The sequence below is a fragment of the uncultured Litoreibacter sp. genome, assembly GCF_947487515.1.
Taxonomy (GTDB): domain Bacteria; phylum Pseudomonadota; class Alphaproteobacteria; order Rhodobacterales; family Rhodobacteraceae; genus Litoreibacter.
Genome location: NZ_CANKWO010000003.1, coordinates 463,862 through 482,007 on the forward strand (window position 1 = coordinate 463,862; position 18,146 = coordinate 482,007).

Consider the following 18,146-nt stretch of genomic DNA (forward strand, 5'->3'; position numbering starts at 1 on the left):
TGACCCTAGCTCACAGCTTCCAGCCGCTCTTTCGTCATTTCCCCTGGTACGATTGTGACAGGCATCGGCAGGGTACCAGACTGGCGCGTCAGCTCTGTAACGAGTGGGCCAGGGCCTTGCTTGCCAGTGCCTGCACCAAGAACCAAAACGCCCACTTCGGGGTCGTCTTTCACCTGAGCCAGAATTTCGGGCACGGGTTCGCCTTCACGGATCACCAACTCGGGGTCGACCCCCTGCTTGTCGCGCATCCACTTTGCGAACACCTCGAAATGGGCGACGATGCGCTCCCGCGCCTCTTGGCGCATAATCTCGCCCACGCCAACCCAGTGGTTGAAATCCTCGGGCGGAATGACCGCCAGAATTTCAACGCCGCCACCCGTGCGCGCAGCACGCATCGCCGCAAACCGCATGGCGTTGAGGCATTCACGACTATCATCGAGTACAACAAGAAACTTACGCATGGCCAAAGCCCTCCCGAGTGCGGATCATGCTTGATGCGCACGCGCCGTGCAATACATGGTTTGCCCTGCCTGTATATTCTTCGCGGATTATTCTGACAGCGCCCAGTCCCAATACATCTCGCGCACCCGTTTGGTCACGGGGCCAGACTGGTAGGAGGTGCCATCGAATTCCTTCACCGGTGTGACTTTCATCATATTGCCGGACAAGAAGACCTCGTCGGCCTCGCGGAAATCTTGGAACGTCAAAACCGCCTCACGCACCGATACCCCATCATGGGCGAGGTTGGTCATATGTCGCGCGCGCGTGATGCCAGACAAAAAGCACCCATTTGGGATTGGCGTCAGTATTTCGCCGTCACGAACCATGAAAACATTGGCCGTCGCGGTTTCGGCTACATTGCCCAATGCATCTGCGACCAAGGCGTTGCCGAAGCCTTTGGCACGCGCTTCCGACAACATGCGGGCGTTGTTCGGGTAGAGACATCCGGCCTTGGCATTTACAACACTTGAGTCAAGCGTGGGCCTGCAAAACTGGGTTGTCGTCAAAGTTGTGGACGCCCCCTGCGGAGCCATGGGAATTTCTTCCAAGCAGATCGCAAAGCCGGTTTCATCCGGCTTCGGGACGATCCCCAGATCGTCACCGGCAATGGCCCAATACATTGGCCGAATGTAGACCGCGGCGGTCTTCGGGTAGGCGGACAGGCCTTCGCGCACGATGTCGACCATCTGCTCGGCGGTATGTGTCGGGGTGATCATCAGCGCAGCGGCGGAGCGGTTCACCCTTTCGCAATGGGCCAACAAGTCGGGCGCCACACCTTCAAAGTAGCGGGCCCCGTCAAACACCGAGGTTCCAAGCCACATGGCATGATCTGCCGCGCGCATAACGGCGAGGTCGCTCGCGTGCCAACTGCCATTGAAGTATGTGCGGATGTTGATGCCAGTTGCCACGGGTTTGCCCTTCCTAAAGTTGACTCACGCTAGGAGCAATTAGGTCAGGCGTCCAGACCTTTTCGCCCCGCCGCCATCAAAGCCGGAATATCCAGCGGTTCATTGGTCATCGCAAGGCTGCCGTCCTTGGCGCGCGGCCAGTCACTTGGCGGGCGATCTCGGTAAAGCTCGACGCCATTGCCATCTGGGTCGTTGAAATAGACCGCTTCGCTAGCTCCGTGATCCGCGGCTCCTTGCAATTTGCAGCAGTGCTCAAACGCGCGAATGACGGCTTGGCCCAAGGCTGCGCGATCAGGATAGAGGAACGCAGAGTGATACAAACCAGGTTCCTTGTTGGTCAGGCGGGACGTCCCTTTGGAGCGCCAAGTATTCAACCCAAGATGATGGTGATACCCACCAAAGGACATAAATGCTGCGCTGTTGCTGGATTGCTGAACTTCAAGGCCAACCACATCACGGTAAAACGCGATAGATTTCTCAAGGTCAGAGACCTGTAGGTGAACATGGCCAAGTGTTGGGGTTATATGTGTCATAGCGAACTCCTTTGCATCGAAGTTAGCCAAGATTTTCTGGTTGGGTAGGCCTGTGGGCGCATGGTGTCTGTGCGCCAAAGAACAAATGCCTCCGGTCTCGGGGGAGCGGGACCGGAGGCAAGTTAGATAACCGCCCCCTATGCCGGGACAGGGCGAGGGGCATTGCGGCTGGTGCTCTTACAGTGCCGCGAATCTGAATCGATTTTGTGACAGGGCCTTACCGCACCATCCCGACGATATCGTAGGTTTTTGCGAGGATCGGCTCGGTGATTTCGCGCGCGCGTTCAGCGCCACGGCTTAGAATTTTGTCGATCTCGCCTTGGTCCTGCATCAAGCGCGACATCTCGGATGAAATCGGGGACAGTTTGGAGACCGCCAATTCCGCCAGCATCGGCTTGAACTCCGAGAACTGCTTGCCGCCAACATCTGCCAGAACCTGCTCCGGTGTCATGTCAGAGAAGGCCGCATAGATGTTGATCAGATTGCGGGCCTCTGGGCGCTCTGCCAAACCTGCGACCTCGGAGGGCAGGGCGTCTGGGTCGGTGCGGGCTTTGCGCAGTTTGGCGGCAATCGTGTCCGCGTCATCCGTCATGTTGATCCGGCTCATGTCCGAGGCGTCGGATTTCGACATTTTCTTGGACCCGTCGCGCAACGACATCACCCGCGTCGCCGCCCCCTCAATCACTGGCTCGGTGATCGGGAAGAAGTCCACGCCGTAGTCATGGTTGAACTTGGCCGCGATGTCGCGGGTCAATTCCAGGTGCTGCTTTTGGTCGTCGCCCACGGGCACATGCGTGGCGTGGTAGATCAAGATGTCAGCGGCCATAAGCGAAGGGTAGGCGAAGAGGCCCACGGATGCGTTCTCGCGGTTTTTGCCAGCCTTGTCTTTGAACTGCGTCATGCGGTTCAACCAACCCATGCGGGCCACAGTGTTGAAAACCCACGCCAGCTGCGCGTGTTCGGGCACCTGAGATTGGTTGAACAGGATCGATTTTTCAGGATCAACGCCGGAGGCAATGAAGCCCGCGCATAGCTCACGGGTGTTGCGCTTTAGCGTTTCGGGGTCTTGCCAGACGGTGATGGCGTGCAGATCCACCATGCAGTAGATCGTCTCGAAATTTCCCTCGTTTTGCATCGTGGTAAAGCGTTTGAGCGCCCCGAGGTAGTTGCCAAGGGTCAGGCCGCCGGAAGGCTGGATGCCTGAGAACACGCGCGGTTGGAAGGCCGTGTTTGCCATGGTCAGTATCTCCGTCTGGATTTATCGGTCCTTGTCGCTTACCCATGGGCCAACAAGAGGTCAACCAGAGCAGGTTCCATGTATAACGAAAACGCTGATGAATCCCCATTTAACGCCTTGCCGCCAGTGGTTGTCGCCTTGGCCATCCTTCTGGCTGGGGTTGAGGTTATTTTCCAAGCTGGCGCCAGCGGGCTTGTGGGGGGCGCGCAGGGCATCGGCTGGCGGTTGTCTGCCGTGGAGGATTACGGATTTTCGGGCTACATTTGGGATCAGATGTTTGCGCAAAGCTACTATCCCCTTGAGTATATGCAACGCTTTGTGACCTATCCCTTCGTGCACGGAAATTTCACCCATGCGGCCTTCGCAGTGGTGATTGTGCTGGCTATGGGGAAGGCGGTGGGCGAGGTGTTTTCCGCGCTTTCCTTTATCAGTGTCTTTGTGGTTTCATCTGTTTTTGGGGCGCTGATGTATGCGGTGCTGACCAATGACCAAGCGCCCTTGTTTGGGGCCTATCCTGGGGCCTATGGGTTGATTGGGGCATTCACATTTTTGCTTTGGGTGAAGCTTGCGGCCGTGGGTGCGAACTCGATGCGGGCCTTTACGTTGATCGGCGTCCTGATGGGGTTGCGATTGGTGTTTGGTCTGACCGCTCAGTTGCTTGGACAGCATGGTTTCGGGTTGGACTGGGTCGCCGAGTTGTCAGGCTTTGGGGCGGGGTTTTTGATGTCGTTTCTTGTCAGCCCCGGTGGCTGGGGGCGGGTGCTGGCGAAGATGCGCCAGCGTTAACGCTTTAGGGAGCTTTTCAGCTCTGCCGGAGTGAAGGCGCCAAACAATCGTCCTGCGACTGCGTAGAATCCCCCGCCAGCGATCAGCAATATAGCCAGCGCTAGATAGCGCCAAGCGCCCGCATCAAACATCGGCGCAAGCAGCATATGCCCGCCATAAAGGAAACCGCCCATCGCGAAAGACGCCGCAATGATGCGTGGTGCGCGCGCGCGAAAACGATCATCGAACCGCGCAGCTTGGCCGAAGCCACGCGAATAGCGCCATAACAGCCACGCCATGCCCCATCCCGCCAGCGACGTGGCTAAAGCCGCCGCCAAGTAGTCAAGCCACGCCCAAAGGCCCACAGCCACAACGACGTTGATGACCATCGCCGCGAGGGCGAAGTAGAACGGGCGTTTGGTGTCCTCGCGAGCAAAATACAATGGCTGGAAGATTTTTTGCAGCACGAACGCAGGCAGCCCCAGCCCGTAGATCGCGACGGCCAAGGCGGTCGCGGCGGTGTCTTCTGCGGTGAAGCGACCGCGCTCAAACAGAACAGATATCAGCGGTGACGGAATGACCATCAAGGCCACCGCGCATGGCACGGTTAGGGCCAGCGCCACTTCTCCCGCACGGCTGATCGCATCTTGCCCACCGGCCGCATCATCCGCTTGTAGGCGGCGCGACAACTCTGGCAACAGCACAACGCCGATGGCAATGGCGACCACGCCCAAGGGCAATTGATACAGCCGGTCCGCATAGTTGACCCAAGCGATGGCACCTTCGGTCCAGCTGGCCACATTGCGCCCAACCAATAGGTTTACCTGCACCACCCCTCCGGCCAAGGCCGCGGGGGCTGCAATGATGGCGAGGCGCTTCAACTCTGGCGTCATGCGTGGCATGCGCGGAATAAGGCGGTAGCCAGCACGTGACGCGGCCCACCAAACCAGCGCCAATTGCGCGATACCTGCCACAGGGACAGCCCACGCAAGGAATGTACCGGTGAGGACCTGCAATTCTTGCGGGGTGCATTTGCACCCCACGGCGCTGAGCCCAAGGGCAGCAATGAAAATGACATTTAGCAACACGGGCGCGGCAGCCGCGGCAACGAAGCGACCGGTGGAGTTCAGAACCCCAGACAGCAATGCGGCCAGTGAGATGAACAAGATATATGGAAATGCTATGCGCCCGAAGAGGGTGGCCAGCTCCAACCGGTCATCGGCCGCGAAACCGGAGGCCATGAGCAACACCAAGGCGGGCATAAATATTTGGGCGATAAGGGTGAAAACAATCAGCAAGGTGCCCAAACCCGTGAAGGCATCACGGGCGAAGGTCAGCGGGTCGTCGCCGGATTCCACCTTCTTTGAAAACATCGGCACGAAGGCCATGTTGAACGCGCCTTCGGCAAAAAACCGGCGAAACATATTGGGCAGCGAAAAGGCGATCAAGAAGGCCTCTGCCACCGGCCCCGCGCCCAAGAACCCCGCAATCAAAACGTCACGCACAAACCCCAAGATGCGTGACAGCAGCGTCCACATACCCACGGTGGCAAAGCCGCGCATCAGTTTGCTCGGCTGGCTCATGCGCGCGCGCGCTCCGAGCCACGGGTGATGGCCTCGCGCAATTTGCGTTCAATCAGGGCCTGCTTTGAAGTGGCGTGGAACTTTAACCCGAATGTATCCTTCACATAGAAGGTGTCGACCACCTGCGCGCCATAGGTTGCAATCACGGCTGATGAAATCTGGATATTGGTCTCCGACAAAGTGCGCGCCAGATCATATAACAAGCCGGGCCGATCGCGGGTGTCGACTTCAATGATCGTGTAAATCTCGGAGCCCTCATTGTCGAAGGTAACCGATGTGGGGACCACGAAAGAGCGTTCGCGCTTTTTGATCTTGTCGCGCGGGGCCAAGGCCTCGCGGGCCAACACCTTACCCATAAGCGTTTTGTAGATCATGGTTTTCAAGCGGGGCAGGCGGCCAATGTCATAGGGGTGCCCGTCACCGTCTTGGATCCAAAAGGCTGCTGTCGCGAAGCCGTCTTTGCTGGTGTAAGTGCGTGCATCCACGACATTCGCCCCAACCAAGGCCAATGCCCCGCACATCCGCGAAAAGATACCTGGATGATCCGCCATGGCAAAACACGCACGTGTGGCGTCACGGTCTTCATCGGGGGTCAGCTCAATGCGGATTTCATCCGTCGGAATGTCCCGCAGCAGGTTGGCGAAATCCGAATGTGCTGTGACATGAAGCCCTTGCCAATAGGGCGGGTAGTGACGCGCCACCTCTCGGTTGAGGGCCTTTTTGTCCCACTCTGGCAAGGCCGCCCGCAGGTTTTTCTTTGCTTCCGATCCGCGCTCGTTGCGGTTCAAATCTTCCATGCCGTCTTCCAACCCGCGCCGCGTCTGGCGATAGAGCGCACGGATCAAAGAGGCCTTCCAGTTGTTCCAAACATCGGGCCCGACGCCACGAATGTCGCATACTGTCAGCACGCAAAGCAGGTTCAAGCGCTTGACCGACTTCACCGCCTTGGCAAAATCTCGCACGGTGCGCGGGTCGGCAATGTCGCGTTTTTGGGCCATGTCAGACATCAACAGGTGGTAGCGCACCAGCCATTCGACGGTGTCGCACTCCTCCCTGTTTAGCCCCAAACGAGGCGCGATGTAGCGGGCCATTTTCGCCCCCAATATGGCGTGATCCTCGGCGCGACCTTTGCCGATGTCATGCAACAACAGTGCTACGTAAAGAACCTTGCGGTTCAGCCCTTCGTTGAGAATGCTGGAGGCGACGGGAAGCTCTTCGATCAGCTCCTCGCGTTCGATCTGCGCGAGGTGGGAAATCGTTTGGATCGTGTGTTCGTCCACAGTGTAGGAATGGTACATGTTGAACTGCATCATCGCCACGATGGTTTGAAAGTCTGGGATGATCGCCCCAAGCACGCCCAATTCATTCATCCGGCGCAAGGCGCGTTCGGGATTGCCGTGTTTCAAAAGCGTATCAAGAAAGATGCGCGCGGCCACCTTATTGCCTTCCAACTCTCGGACCATGTCAATATTGGCCGCAATCAGCCGCATGGCGTCGGGGTGGATGAAATAGCCGGTGCGCAAGGCCTCTTCGAAGATGCGCAGCAAATTCAGCGGGTCGCTTAGAAACGCTTGGGTATCCGCCACATCCAACCTGTTTTTGCGGCGCACATATCCCTTCTTGAGGCGTTTGCGGCGGGCATTGCGCAAGAAGCCGATGATCGCTGGCTCTTGTTTGACATGCCGTTCCTCAAGATCCGTCAGCAAGATGCGGGTCAGCTCACCGACACGGGTTGCGTGCCGAAAATAGTCTTGCATGAAGTGCTCGACCGCGCGCCGTCCGGCCGTGTCCCGATAGCCCATCCGTTCGGCCACATCGACTTGCAGGTCGAAGGTCAATTGCTCCGTCGCGCGTTTCGCGATCAGGTGCATATGCGAGCGGGTCGCCCAGAGGAACCGGTCAGCTTGGCGGAAGTTCTGCAACTCGTCTTGCGTGAAAACATCCAGCTCGACCAACTCGTCCACTGTTTTGACGCCGCTGACGTATTTGGCGATCCAGTAGAGCGATTGCAGGTCACGCAACCCGCCTTTGCCTTCTTTGACATTCGGCTCCACGATGTAGCGCTGGCCGCCGTTCTTCTTCAACCGCTCCGCGCGTTCTTCCAGTTTGGCTTCGACAAACTCGGCGGCAGTGTTGTGAAACAGCTTGCCCCAAAGCTGGGCGTCAAGATCTTCGGCCAAAGGGGCGTGACCATCCACCATCCGGTGCTCCAAAAGTGCGGTGCGGATGGTGAAATCCTCGCGGCCCAAACGCAGGCAATCCTTCACGGTGCGAGAGGAATGGCCGACTTTTAGCTTCAAATCCCACAGGATATACAGCATCGATTCAATGATGCTTTCGGCCCATGGGGTGACTTTATAGGGCGTCAGAAACAGCAGATCCACGTCGGAGTAGGGCGCCATCTCCCCGCGGCCGTACCCGCCGACGGCCATGACCGCCAAACGCTCCGATTCTGTGGGATTAGAGATCGGATGAAGGTACTTTTGCGCGACATAGAATGTGGCGCGCACCAAACAATCTGTCAGATAGCTGTAGGAGCGAGTGACCCGTCGCGCCGCGAGCGGGTTGTCTTCAAAGAACGCGGATATGATGCCGCGCGCCGTGACTTGAGCTTCCGACAGGGTCGCGACCGTGGCTGCGCGCATGGATTTGGCGTCGGAACAGGCCGACATGGCCGCGTCAAGCTGCGCATGGAGTGCGTCCACGTCCAAGATTTGATGCGCTGGGCAAATAAGTTCGCCCGGCGCTGAAAGTTCTATATCGAAGCTTTTGGGCTTAGAAGCCGCCGAAGCCGAAGGATTTTGGTGCGGGATCAATAATCTGGACCTGATTGTTCGTCACTTGAGCGATCGCCATAGCACGTTGATTTGTGCCATCGGCTTTGAACCGGAATACCCCGTTTACCCCTTTGAAGCCAGAGGATTGCGTCAAGTTGCCCTTTGTCATGGCCAGCTTCTTGGACGCAAGGGCTCCGATTGCCGCTACCCCGTCATATGCCAAGCCGGCCAGAGGGTGCGCGGACGCTCCATGCGTCGCAGAATACCGCTGCTTGAACTTCGCCACAGGCGCGGGGTCCGGCAATGCGAACCAACCGCCTTGAAGACCTGCAAGAGACAGCGTTTGCGCAGGGACATCCCAACGGGTCAGGCCAATGTATTTGGTGACGGAAGGGCTGACGCCCTGTTCCGGCAACATCTGGGCCAGAAGCGGCAGCGCGCCCGTGCTGTCGGAGGTCATCATCAGCGCCGTAGCACCGGACTCTTTTACAGTTTGTGCAATCTTGGGGACCGCAGCAACAATACCCTCTTGGCTAAACTCAAACGAGCCGTCGCCGACGATTTGAACATTGGTGCCAGAGGTGGCCTTCACAATTGCGGAACGCCCGATCTGACCAACGGGCGTATTCGGGTAAACCACGACAACACGGTTGCGCCCCTGAGCGCTGGCATAGCCCATCAGGCGGGATGCAATGCTGTCGTAGGTGTTTCCAAGGACAAAAAGATTACCCCCCGCAATGGAGGTGTTGTTGGAGAACGAAATGATGTTGATGTCCGCTCCCGACACCGCCACGGCTGCGGCATTCGCCGCGTCAGAGCGCAATGGCCCCAAAATGATGTCGGCCCCAGCGGCGACAGCGTTGGTCGCGGCGGTTGCGGCCGTTCCGGCCTGTCCTGCAGTTTTGTAGACGGTGATATTTACTTTTTCGCCACCCAAATCTGCTGCAGCCATACGGGCGGCGTTTTCCAGCGCGCGGGCAAGGCCGTCATCGCCCGGTGTGGCAGAGCCGTAAGGTACAAGCAGTGCGACCTCGACAGCGCCGCCATTTGATTTTGCACCGCCGCCACTCACTTGGCTTAGGTCTATGTCACAGGCCGACACGACGGCCGCAGCGGCCATTGCTAAAACGATCCTCGCGCCCTTGCGAGCACTTCCCAAAAGGTTGAACATGTTATTACTCCAATAGTCCCCACCAAATGGCCGCCGGCACAGCCACACTTGTAGCTGCCTGAATACGAGGTATGGAGGGTCAAGTAAACGTGAAGACGAAGGGTATCGCAAATGACGGCTGCAAATCGCGTAAATTTGGCTTCGGCCCTGTATTTCATTGCTACGCCTATCGGTACCGCACGCGATATCACGTTGCGAGCACTCGATATTCTGGCGTCGGCAGATGTCTTGGCGGCGGAAGATACTCGGACTTTGCGCCGGTTGATGGATATTCATGGAATCGCTTTGGAGGGACGGCCGATGGTGGCCTACCATGACCACAATGGCGCCTCCGCACGGCCAAAGCTTCTGAAGGCCTTGGCCGAGGGTAAATCGGTGGCCTATGCGTCGGAGGCTGGAACGCCATTGGTGGCGGACCCCGGCTATCAGTTGGGGCGATCCGTGACGGAGGCGGGTTTCATGGTGACTGCGGCGCCCGGGCCATCAGCGGTGTTGACCGCCTTGTCGGTGAGTGGTCTTGCGACGGATGCGTTCTTCTTCGCTGGATTTGCGCCGACTTCCAAAGGTCAGCGCCAAAGCTTTTTGCGCGGGCTGGCAGAGGTTCCTGGAACTTTGGTCTTTTACGAAAGCCCAAAGCGTGTTCACAAAATGTTAGCTGATTTGTTGGATGTTTACGGGGAGACACGTGACGCCGTCGTCGCGCGGGAACTCACCAAGAAGTTTGAAGAAGTCCGCCGCGGAACGATTTCGGAACTGGTCGCGGAATTGGATGGGGTAACTTTGAAAGGCGAAGTAGTCGTGTTGGTGGCGCGAGGCGAAGCCAGCAGTTTCGACGAAAGTGATATCGATATTATGCTCAAAGATGCTTTGGGAACAGTGTCATTGAAAGACGCGGTGGCGCAGGTTGTAGCCACAACTGGCCAGCCGCGAAGGCAAGTTTACCAAGCGGCCTTGCGGTTGGAAAAGGAAGGAAAATAGTCATGTCACGAGTGGAGCGCGGGCGTACGGGATACCATGCGGGCCTTGAGGCTGAGCGCAGCGTTGCCCGTGATTACCTTCGCCGCGGATATAAGTTTGCGGCCCATCGATTTCGCGGAAGCAAGGGCGAAGTTGATCTGATCATGCGCAATGGTGATCAAGTTATTTTTATTGAAGTGAAGCAAAGCCGAACCCATGCCCGCGCTGCAGAACGATTGGTGCACCGGCAGGTTTTGCGATTGTTTGATACGGCCAGTGAATTTGTCGCCAATGAACCTGCGGGACAGGATACAAACATGCGCATGGACGTAGCTTTTGTAGATGGCACCGGCATGGTTGAGATTATCGAAAACGCCCTTGCGGCCTAGAGTGTGCGAAAATGCGACATCTGCAGTTCGTATGTAGTGGATTGAAAGACGCGCGCTGCTGGCCCATTTAGGTGCAAAGGGCGAAAGTTGCGCCCACTGCAGCAAAAGGACAGCGCATGGGCCTAAAAGTCGCCATTCAAATGGACCCGATCGACAATATCGACATTGACGGAGATTCGAGTTTTCGCATTGCCGAAGAAGCACAAGCGCGCGGGCACGAGCTGTTCTACTATACACCGAACGCCTTGTCGTATGAAGAAGGCGAGGTTTTCGCCGATGGCTGGCCATTGACCCTACGCCGCGAGAAGGGCAATCATTTTGAATTGGGGCCCCGTCAGAAGGTTAACTTAGCGGATTGGGATGTCGTCTGGCTTCGCCAAGATCCACCGTTTGACATGGGCTACATTACCACGACACATATTCTGGATCGCATTCACCCGGATACCTTGGTCGTGAATGATCCGACTTGGGTTCGCAACTGGCCTGAAAAGCTGAAGGTTTTGGACTATCCGGATTTGACGCCTCCAACCGCTATTGCACGCGACTTGCCGACGTTGAAGGCTTTCAAGGAGCGCCATGGCGACGTCATCTTGAAGCCTTTGTATGGCAACGGGGGCGCCGGAGTGTTTCGCCTTACGCCGGATGACCGCAACCTCAATTCGTTGCATGAGCTTTTCGCGGGGATCAACCGTGAGCCATTGATTATGCAAAAGTTCTTGCCGGATGTGGCGAAGGGCGACAAGCGGATCATCCTCGTAGATGGAGAACCCGTCGGCGCCATTAACCGCGTTCCAGCAAAGGGGGAGACGCGATCCAATATGCACGTCGGCGGGCGGCCAGAGAAGATCGGGCTCACAGAACGCGACTTGGAGATTTGCCGCAGGATCGGCGCGGACCTGAAAGACCACGGCCAAGTGTTTGTTGGCATTGATGTGATTGGTGGCTGGCTGACTGAAATTAACGTGACCTCACCTACAGGCATTCAAGAACTTGAACGCTTTGACAATGTGAACATTACCGCAAAAATTTGGGAAGTGATCGAAGCCAAGAGGGCGCGCTAAAACGCCACGCGGTAACTCACGGCTTCCGCAATATGTGAGGCGCGAACGGTCGGGCTTGCCTCCAAGTCCGCGATCGTGCGCGCCACGCGCAATACGCGGTGATAGCTGCGCGCTGACAGGCGGTAATGGTCTGCCGCGCGGGTTAGAAGTGCGGCGCCTTCGGCGTCTGGAGAGGCGACCTCCTTGAGCAACTCACCTTCCGCATCTGCGTTCACACGTACGCCAGCATGCGCCCCAAACCGCCTTTCCTGTAGGCGCCGAGCGGCTTCCACGCGGGCGGCCACTTGAGCAGTGGTGTCGCCAGAGGCAGGGAGATCCAGATCGGTAAAAGCCACCGGTGGTACGTCCAGACGCAAATCGAATCGATCCATCAGCGGCCCCGAGATGCGCCCCATATAGTCTTCGCCACAAACCGGAGCCCGAGAACAGGCCTGAGCCGCATCCGTCATAAATCCGCATTTGCAAGGATTAGCCGCCGCCACCAACATGAATTTGCAAGGATATCGGACATGCGCATTGGCGCGGGCGACAACGACATCACCTGTTTCAATCGGTTGCCTTAGGGTTTCCAGCACCGCACGCGGGTATTCTGGGAATTCGTCCATGAACAGCACGCCGTTATGGGCCAGCGAAATTTCCCCCGGTTTTGCACCTCGTCCCCCCCCCACGATTGCCGCCATAGAGGCCGTGTGATGCGGGGTTCTGAACGGGCGTTCACGGGAAATTCCGCCGTCTTTCAATAACCCCGCGAGGGAGTGAATCATCGAAGTCTCTAAGGCCTCTTCCGGCGATAACGGGGGCAAAATGCCAGCAAGTCGGGCCGCCAACATCGATTTCCCTGACCCCGGTGTTCCGACCAAAAGCAAATGATGGCGACCGGCCGCAGCAATTTCCAGCGCACGTTTGGCGCGTTCCTGTCCCTTGACGTCACGCAGGTCCTTCACGTGATTTGGGCGTTTCACTTCGCCCGGCTGCGCAATGGAAAGGGGCTTTTGGCCCGTGTAATGCTGTACAACTTCCAGCAAGGACGCAGCCCCATAGACACGAGCGGCATCGACCCAAGCGGCCTCGGCGCCACATTGCTCGGGGCACAATAGGCTGCAATCTTGCTCGGCGGCGGTCAGCGCTGCGGGCAAGGTGCCGATCACTGGCACCAATGATCCATCAAGTGACAACTCGCCTAGGGCCACGGTGTTTTGGACGTCATCTGCGGGGAGAATGTCCAATGCTGCCAGCAGGGCCAACGCGATGGGCAGATCGAAATGCGAGCCCTCTTTTGGCAGATCGGCGGGGGACAGGTTTACTGTGACACGTTTGGACGGCATGGCGATCGACATCGCGGTCAGGGCGGCGCGAACCCTGTCGCGGGCTTCGCTCACTGCCTTATCGGCCAAACCGACGATAGAAAAGGAAGGCAGCCCAGCGGTCACAGCGCATTGCACTTCGACCAACCGAGCCTCTATGCCCTCAAAGGCGACCGTATATGTGCGCGTAACCAAACTGACCCTCAATGCCGCCCTTCGGTGCACTGTGGCCAGTTGTTGGTTAACGCGAGGTTTACTTAGTCAGGTCCGGGCCATTTTCCGGCCTCATAAGGCAGATCGTAAGTGGACTGAGGATCGTCCTTCAGCCCGCGCCTGCGCCAGTCAAGAAATGTCGGGTCGGAAATTGTATGGGAAATGTAGCGCTTGGATACATCATTCACAGGCAAGTTGTAGCCGGCCAATCGTGCAGCAATAGGGGCGAAAAATGCATCGACGATGGAATATTCCCCAAACAGCCACGGCCCATCCGTGGCGTGATCACGTGCCAGCCCCCAAAGCTGCTCAATGCGCGCGACATCAGCTGCGATGTCGTCGCTCAGCGGGAAATCCACGAAGCTTTGCCGCAAATTCATCGGGCAGGCACTACGCAGCGCCCCATACCCACTGTGCATTTCGGCGACCATGCCACGGGCCAAGGCACGGGCCTTGGTCTCCTTGGGCCAGTAGGTCTTGTCGGGATGACGCTCTGCCAGCGTTTCAGCCATGGCTAGGCTGTCCATCACCACGCCACCTTCAGGCAAACGCATGACCGGCACAGTGCGCGCTGGCGCAAAGGGCTTCAGGTCCTCTTGGAACTGGGGGATATAAAACCGCGTGTCATGCACGGTCACGTCGATGTCGAACTTCGCGAACAGAAGCCAACCCCGCAACGACCAGCTGGAATAAGAGCGGTCGCCTATAAGTAAATCATAAGTCATGTGGTGAAGTTAGCCCGATATAATCTGCCGATGGAAATGAAAGTTTGTGCGCTAAACGCATCACGGTTGGTGATTGATTGCGCCTGCTGTCCAGCCAGCGGGGCTGATATCGATGCGGGTGACCGACAGGGGCTCGATTGAGTGTGACATGGCTTCATAGGCGGAAACGCCAAGCGCGCGCTCAATTTGTGACAAAATGACCCCCATGTGGGCGACGATCACCACATCTGTATGGTCACTTGCATGTAAGGCGTCGATTTTTGGGGCAAGCCGAGTGTGCAAATCGTTCCAGCTTTCGCCCTCTGGGGGCCTCACATCGCCAGGAGTTTCCCAATAGGCGCGGGACAATTCAGGGTGCATTTCCGACACCTTCGAGAAATGCAGCCCGTCCCACACCCCAAAATGTAACTCGCGCAGCGCCGCGTCATGGGGCAAGCGATGTCTCCCCTTTTCAATCGCATCAGCCGTTGCGCGTGCGCGAAGCAGGTCAGAAGAGACCAGCGCACAGGCCGCAGGCAGGTGGTCATTCAGGCGCGCAATTTTGCCCGCATCCGACAAATCCGCAGGGACATCGCGCCAACCGGTAAAGGTTTTTTGATGCGTTGGACCATGACGCACCCACCAGAAACGGGTGGTTTTCATGAGACACCATCGGGCATGTTGCCCTTCAAAAGCTGTGGCAAGCCCGCGATCACCTGCACGACCAATTGCGCCTCGGCTGCAAGATGTTGGTTCAGACGGCCCTGCGCTTCCCTGAAGTGCCGCGACATTGCGTGTTCGGGCACGATGCCTTGCCCGACCTCATTTGTGACAACAACGACTGTTGCGGCGCAGTCCCGCAAGGCGCGGGTAAGTTTTGAACATTCTTGGGTCAACTCGGCGCGCGCCATGACTTGGTTTGTTAACCACAAGGTCGCGCAATCCAGCAAGATGATCTGGTCGCGCGTTGCCATGTTCAATCTGCTGGCGACCTCAATGGGGTCTTCATGGGTGATCCACCCGTCGGAAGCGCGCATCTCTTGATGGCGGTCGATCTTCGCGCGCATCTCGTCATCGAAGGGCTGGGCGGTGGCGACATAGACCCTTTGCGCATCGCTGTTGCGCGAGACGATAAGCCGTTCGGCAAAACCGGATTTGCCCGAGGCCGCGCCACCAAGCACCAGTGTCAAAGGGGGAAGGTTGGCCATCATGATGTCCTGCAGTTGGTCCGGTTAGTGCCACGCGCAACATTGCGGTTGATCGAAAGGTTTCGCAAGCAACTGATTGCTCCCTGCGCTGCGCTGTCCTAACACTTAAGTAACACAATGTGAGGTGCAACATGCTTGCAGGGAAACGAATACTTTTGATCGTTGGGGGGGGAATAGCCGCCTTCAAGTCACTGGACCTGATCCGGCGTCTGCGTGAACGAGGGGCCACGGTGGTGCCTGTTCTGACCAAAGCCTCTGAGGAATTCGTCACCCCGTTGAGCACCTCAGCCTTGGCAGGGCAAAAGGTTTACCGCGATTTGTTCGACCTGACCGACGAGGCAGAAATGGGCCACATCGAGCTGTCACGGGCGGCAGATTTGGTGGTCGTGGCCCCCGCTACGGCGGATTTGATGGCCAAGATGGCGGCTGGGCTGGCGAATGATCTGGCCTCTACCTTGCTGATGGCAACGGACAAACGGGTTCTGATCGCGCCTGCAATGAATGTGCGCATGTGGGAGCATCCGGCGACGCAGCGCAATTTGGCGACTTTGCTTGGAGATGGAATTCTCACCGTTGGCCCCGATGTTGGTGACATGGCCTGCGGCGAGCATGGGCCAGGTCGCATGTCAGAACCTTTGGCAATCGTGGACGCCGTTGAGGCCGCATTGAACGACGGGCCGTTGAAGGGCAAACATGTGCTGGTGACCTCTGGCCCGACACATGAACCGATTGACCCCGTGCGCTACATCGCGAACCGCTCCTCGGGCGCACAAGGAACGGCGGTCGCACGGGCGTTAAGCGCGTTGGGGGCTGATGTTACTTTCGTGACAGGCCCTGCAGATGTGCCGCCGCCGGCGGGCGTCAAAGTGGTCAAGGTGCAAACCGCCCGCGAAATGAAGGACGCCGTGGAGGCAGCCTTACCGGCAGATGCTGCAGTGTTCGCCGCAGCCGTGGCCGATTGGCGCGTCGAGAACGCCTCCGGTTCCAAAATGAAGAAAGACGGATCAGGCAATGCACCCGCGTTAGAATTCGCAGAGAACCCCGATATTTTGGCAGCAGTGTCGCAATCAAAGACCAACCGCCCGCAATTGGTGGTGGGCTTTGCGGCGGAAACCGATGACGTGATCGCCAATGCAACCGCCAAGCGCAAGCGCAAGGGCTGCGACTGGATCGTGGCCAATGATGTCAGCCCCGAGACCGGCATCATGGGGGGTACGGAAAATGCGGTGACGGTGATATCGGATCGCGAGGCCGAGACTTGGCCGCGGTTGAGCAAAGAGCAAACTGCCGCAAAAATCGCCGCCAAGATTGCAGAAGTGCTGCAATGACGCCAGTTTTGCAGGTCACTTGGACGCCAGACGCAGACCCCACATTGGGCCTGCCATCCTACGAGACAGACGGGGCAGCGGGCGCAGATTTGCGTGCCAATTTGAACCAAGCTGACCGCGCGTCTGGCTTGTTGCTGGCCCCAATGGCGCGGATATTGGTTCCGACAGGGCTGCGTTTGGAAATCCCGAACGGATTTGAGGTGCAAATTCGCCCAAGGTCGGGTTTGGCGCTGAAGCATGGGATCAGCTTGCCCAATTCACCTGGAACGATTGACAGCGACTACCGTGGCCCGCTGGGGGTGATCTTGATCAACCTTGGTGAGCAGCCGTTTGAAATATCGCACGGCGACCGGATTGCCCAAATGGTCGTAGCGCCCGTGGTGCAGGCCAAATTCGCTCTGGCGCAAAACCTGTCCGATACGGCTCGGGGCGCGGGCGGCTTCGGGTCAACTGGGCGCGGTTGATATGGTTCTTGTTCTTGCCCTTGCCGGTGTGGCCATTTTGATTGGGCGACGTATGGGCGTGAGGGGACAATACTTGTGGGGGGCGGCTTTGGCGTTTCTTGCTTTGGTGCTTTTGCTTCAGCTGTTTTTGCCCGACGCACATCCTGTGAAAGAGGCAACCGGAACGCTGTCGGGCTGGCTGATCTTCATCGGGGTGGGCGGCGTGGGGCTTGCCTATCTATGTGCGTTGCGGGTGTTGAAGCGCCACGCGCAGAGCGAGGAGCCTGCCTCTGCCCCTTCCGACAAATTCACCGATGCGGAGCTGAACCGCTATGCCCGCCACATCGTTTTGCGCGAAATTGGTGGGCAGGGGCAGAAGAAAATGAAGAAAGCCCGCGTGCTGGTCATTGGGGCCGGAGGGCTAGGGGCACCTGTGTTGCAATATTTGGCCGCTGCAGGGGTTGGCACCATCGGGGTGATCGATGAGGATGTGGTCGACAGCAGCAACCTGCAACGTCAAGTTATTCACACGGATGCGCGGATCGGGATGCCCAAAGTTTTTTCGGCCCAAGCCGCCCTGCAGGCACAAAACCCGCTGATCACCGTGCTGCCTTACAACCGCAGGCTGGAAGCTGACATGGCAGCAGACCTGTTTGCGGACTATGATCTGGTCCTAGACGGGTCTGACAATGCGCAGACACGGTATCTGGTGAACCGTGTCGCCGTGAAACTTGGCAAGCCTTTGATTTCCGGAGCGATTACGCAATGGGAAGGGCAGTTGAGCCTGTTCCACCCTGCGAGTGGCAGCCCTTGCTATGCCTGCATCTTTCCCCATGAAGCTGCCGCGGGTTTGGCCCCGTCCTGCGCCGAAGTTGGAGTGGTTGGGGCTTTGCCTGGGGTGATCGGCTCGATGATGGCCGTAGAGGCGATCAAGCTGATTGCGGAAGCAGGGGCCCCGCTGAAGGGGCAGATGTTGATCTATGACGCGCTTTACTCCGAAACGCGGTTGATTAACTTGAAACGTGACCCGCAGTGCTCTGTCTGTGGACAACCCGCCAAATAGT

18 protein-coding genes are annotated in these 18,146 nt (G+C 57.9%); 7 read left to right on the forward strand and 11 right to left on the reverse strand.

Annotated features, from left to right (window positions below):
• Positions 1 to 5: 5 nt before the first annotated feature.
• From Q0746_RS12230 to trpS, 4 genes are all read right to left on the reverse strand, one after another.
• Complete coding sequence (locus Q0746_RS12230) at positions 6 to 461, reverse strand: universal stress protein (protein WP_298260645.1); 456 nt, start codon at positions 459 to 461, stop codon at positions 6 to 8.
• Between the two features lie 87 nt (positions 462 to 548).
• Positions 549 to 1,409: a branched-chain amino acid aminotransferase gene (locus Q0746_RS12235; RefSeq protein WP_298260647.1), complete on the reverse strand. Its 861-nt coding sequence runs from the start codon at positions 1,407 to 1,409 to the stop codon at positions 549 to 551.
• 44 nt (positions 1,410 to 1,453) lie between these two features.
• Positions 1,454 to 1,942 carry a VOC family protein gene (locus tag Q0746_RS12240; protein WP_298260648.1) on the reverse strand — a complete coding sequence of 163 codons (489 nt, stop codon included), beginning with the start codon at positions 1,940 to 1,942 and terminating at the stop codon, positions 1,454 to 1,456.
• A 217-nt stretch (positions 1,943 to 2,159) separates the two neighbouring features.
• On the reverse strand, positions 2,160 to 3,179 hold the full coding sequence (trpS, locus tag Q0746_RS12245; RefSeq protein ID WP_298260650.1) for a tryptophan--tRNA ligase: 1,020 nt from the start codon (positions 3,177 to 3,179) through the stop codon (positions 2,160 to 2,162).
• A 78-nt stretch (positions 3,180 to 3,257) separates the two neighbouring features.
• Between trpS and Q0746_RS12250 the strand changes: the two genes are divergently transcribed.
• On the forward strand, positions 3,258 to 3,965 hold the full coding sequence (locus Q0746_RS12250; RefSeq protein ID WP_298260652.1) for a rhomboid family intramembrane serine protease: 708 nt from the start codon (positions 3,258 to 3,260) through the stop codon (positions 3,963 to 3,965).
• Here Q0746_RS12250 and murJ read toward each other — a convergent pair.
• From murJ to Q0746_RS12265, 3 genes are all read right to left on the reverse strand, one after another.
• Positions 3,962 to 5,527, reverse strand: coding sequence for a murein biosynthesis integral membrane protein MurJ (gene murJ, locus Q0746_RS12255; RefSeq protein WP_298260653.1), 1,566 nt, complete (start codon positions 5,525 to 5,527; stop codon positions 3,962 to 3,964). The genes Q0746_RS12250 and murJ overlap by 4 nt on opposite strands.
• Positions 5,524 to 8,238 carry a [protein-PII] uridylyltransferase gene (locus Q0746_RS12260; protein WP_363322762.1) on the reverse strand — a complete coding sequence of 905 codons (2,715 nt, stop codon included), beginning with the start codon at positions 8,236 to 8,238 and terminating at the stop codon, positions 5,524 to 5,526. Before Q0746_RS12260 ends, murJ begins: the two co-directional genes overlap by 4 nt.
• 64 nt (positions 8,239 to 8,302) lie before the next feature.
• Positions 8,303 to 9,424, reverse strand: coding sequence for an ABC transporter substrate-binding protein (locus Q0746_RS12265; protein WP_298260655.1), 1,122 nt, complete (start codon positions 9,422 to 9,424; stop codon positions 8,303 to 8,305).
• 162 nt (positions 9,425 to 9,586) lie between these two features.
• Between Q0746_RS12265 and rsmI the strand changes: the two genes are divergently transcribed.
• The 3 genes from rsmI to gshB all read left to right on the forward strand — a co-directional run bounded on the left by rsmI (position 9,587) and on the right by gshB (position 11,882).
• Positions 9,587 to 10,453, forward strand: coding sequence for a 16S rRNA (cytidine(1402)-2'-O)-methyltransferase (rsmI, locus tag Q0746_RS12270; protein WP_298260657.1), 867 nt, complete (start codon positions 9,587 to 9,589; stop codon positions 10,451 to 10,453).
• Between the two features lie 2 nt (positions 10,454 to 10,455).
• Positions 10,456 to 10,821: a YraN family protein gene (locus Q0746_RS12275; protein ID WP_298260659.1), complete on the forward strand. Its 366-nt coding sequence runs from the start codon at positions 10,456 to 10,458 to the stop codon at positions 10,819 to 10,821.
• Positions 10,822 to 10,937: 116 nt separating this feature from the next.
• On the forward strand, positions 10,938 to 11,882 hold the full coding sequence (gene gshB, locus Q0746_RS12280) for a glutathione synthase (protein ID WP_298260661.1): 945 nt from the start codon (positions 10,938 to 10,940) through the stop codon (positions 11,880 to 11,882).
• Here the strand turns inward: gshB and Q0746_RS12285 are convergent.
• The 4 genes from Q0746_RS12285 to cobU form a co-directional block, all read right to left on the reverse strand.
• Positions 11,879 to 13,381 carry a YifB family Mg chelatase-like AAA ATPase gene (locus Q0746_RS12285; RefSeq protein ID WP_298260663.1) on the reverse strand — a complete coding sequence of 501 codons (1,503 nt, stop codon included), beginning with the start codon at positions 13,379 to 13,381 and terminating at the stop codon, positions 11,879 to 11,881. The two genes, gshB and Q0746_RS12285, sit on opposite strands and share 4 nt — an antisense overlap.
• A gap of 62 nt (positions 13,382 to 13,443) precedes the next feature.
• On the reverse strand, positions 13,444 to 14,124 hold the full coding sequence (locus Q0746_RS12290; protein ID WP_298260665.1) for a glutathione S-transferase: 681 nt from the start codon (positions 14,122 to 14,124) through the stop codon (positions 13,444 to 13,446).
• 60 nt (positions 14,125 to 14,184) lie between these two features.
• Positions 14,185 to 14,766: a histidine phosphatase family protein gene (locus tag Q0746_RS12295; RefSeq protein ID WP_298260667.1), complete on the reverse strand. Its 582-nt coding sequence runs from the start codon at positions 14,764 to 14,766 to the stop codon at positions 14,185 to 14,187.
• Entirely contained in the window at positions 14,763 to 15,311 is a 549-nt protein-coding gene (cobU, locus tag Q0746_RS12300) for a bifunctional adenosylcobinamide kinase/adenosylcobinamide-phosphate guanylyltransferase (protein WP_363322763.1), read from the reverse strand. Before cobU ends, Q0746_RS12295 begins: the two co-directional genes overlap by 4 nt.
• Before the next feature lie 131 nt (positions 15,312 to 15,442).
• On the opposite strand from cobU, the gene coaBC reads away from it, so the two are divergent.
• The 3 genes from coaBC to moeB are packed head-to-tail and all read left to right on the forward strand — an operon-like array spanning position 15,443 to position 18,145.
• A complete protein-coding gene (gene coaBC / locus Q0746_RS12305) occupies positions 15,443 to 16,639 on the forward strand; it encodes a bifunctional phosphopantothenoylcysteine decarboxylase/phosphopantothenate--cysteine ligase CoaBC (protein WP_298260671.1) in 1,197 nt (398 codons plus the stop codon).
• On the forward strand, positions 16,636 to 17,103 hold the full coding sequence (gene dut, locus Q0746_RS12310; RefSeq protein WP_298260673.1) for a dUTP diphosphatase: 468 nt from the start codon (positions 16,636 to 16,638) through the stop codon (positions 17,101 to 17,103). The genes coaBC and dut overlap by 4 nt, the downstream gene beginning before the upstream one ends.
• Position 17,104: 1 nt before the next feature.
• Entirely contained in the window at positions 17,105 to 18,145 is a 1,041-nt protein-coding gene (moeB, locus tag Q0746_RS12315) for a molybdopterin-synthase adenylyltransferase MoeB (protein WP_298260675.1), read from the forward strand.
• Position 18,146 lies beyond the last annotated feature (1 nt).

Excerpts from the sequence above, each read along its gene's own strand:
- coaBC (WP_298260671.1), top strand. The coding sequence starts at position 15,443 with ATGCTTGCAGGGAAACGAATACTTTTGATCGTTGGGGGGGGAATAGCC.
- Q0746_RS12230 (WP_298260645.1), bottom strand. The coding sequence starts at position 461 with ATGCGTAAGTTTCTTGTTGTACTCGATGATAGTCGTGAATGCCTCAAC.
- rsmI (WP_298260657.1), top strand. The coding sequence starts at position 9,587 with ATGACGGCTGCAAATCGCGTAAATTTGGCTTCGGCCCTGTATTTCATT.
- Q0746_RS12250 (WP_298260652.1), top strand. The coding sequence starts at position 3,258 with ATGTATAACGAAAACGCTGATGAATCCCCATTTAACGCCTTGCCGCCA.
- cobU (WP_363322763.1), bottom strand. The coding sequence starts at position 15,311 with ATGGCCAACCTTCCCCCTTTGACACTGGTGCTTGGTGGCGCGGCCTCG.
- Q0746_RS12290 (WP_298260665.1), bottom strand. The coding sequence starts at position 14,124 with ATGACTTATGATTTACTTATAGGCGACCGCTCTTATTCCAGCTGGTCG.
- Q0746_RS12295 (WP_298260667.1), bottom strand. The coding sequence starts at position 14,766 with ATGAAAACCACCCGTTTCTGGTGGGTGCGTCATGGTCCAACGCATCAA.
- moeB (WP_298260675.1), top strand. The coding sequence starts at position 17,105 with ATGGTTCTTGTTCTTGCCCTTGCCGGTGTGGCCATTTTGATTGGGCGA.
- Q0746_RS12275 (WP_298260659.1), top strand. The coding sequence starts at position 10,456 with ATGTCACGAGTGGAGCGCGGGCGTACGGGATACCATGCGGGCCTTGAG.
- murJ (WP_298260653.1), bottom strand. The coding sequence starts at position 5,527 with ATGAGCCAGCCGAGCAAACTGATGCGCGGCTTTGCCACCGTGGGTATG.
- dut (WP_298260673.1), top strand. The coding sequence starts at position 16,636 with ATGACGCCAGTTTTGCAGGTCACTTGGACGCCAGACGCAGACCCCACA.
- Q0746_RS12240 (WP_298260648.1), bottom strand. The coding sequence starts at position 1,942 with ATGACACATATAACCCCAACACTTGGCCATGTTCACCTACAGGTCTCT.
- gshB (WP_298260661.1), top strand. The coding sequence starts at position 10,938 with ATGGGCCTAAAAGTCGCCATTCAAATGGACCCGATCGACAATATCGAC.
- Q0746_RS12265 (WP_298260655.1), bottom strand. The coding sequence starts at position 9,424 with ATGGCCGCTGCGGCCGTCGTGTCGGCCTGTGACATAGACCTAAGCCAA.
- trpS (WP_298260650.1), bottom strand. The coding sequence starts at position 3,179 with ATGGCAAACACGGCCTTCCAACCGCGCGTGTTCTCAGGCATCCAGCCT.